The organism is Pseudoalteromonas sp. bablab_jr011, from assembly GCF_016464045.1.
Taxonomy (GTDB): Bacteria; Pseudomonadota; Gammaproteobacteria; order Enterobacterales; family Alteromonadaceae; genus Pseudoalteromonas; species Pseudoalteromonas lipolytica.
The window spans coordinates 1-239 of record NZ_JACDWU010000104.1 but is presented as its reverse complement, the minus strand read 5'-3'; the positions used below and the strand labels follow the sequence as shown (position 1 = coordinate 239).

General features: G+C 38.5%; 1 pseudogene. It reads right to left on the bottom strand.

The features are described from left to right. A pseudogene (locus JIG41_RS04470) lies at positions 1-224 on the bottom strand (IS110 family transposase); the annotation flags it as partial. Between the last annotated feature and the right edge of the window lie 15 nt (positions 225-239).

The following is a 239-nucleotide window of genomic DNA, read 5'->3' as shown; positions in this document are numbered from 1 at the left end:
TCTAGAATCACGACTTCATGACCAACACTACGCGCCTTGCGTGCCCAATAATGAGCACCGCCACATGATTCCATAACAACTTTACAACGAGGAGACGTGGTGAGTATCGACAGTAGCTCTTTTCTGCTTACCGCTTTATTACTTTGTAGTTTTTGATGAAAAAATTGACCGACTTGAAAAACATTTTTTGCCAAGTCGATACAAATTAAGTTAAATTTTGACATGTATGGATTCCTTAT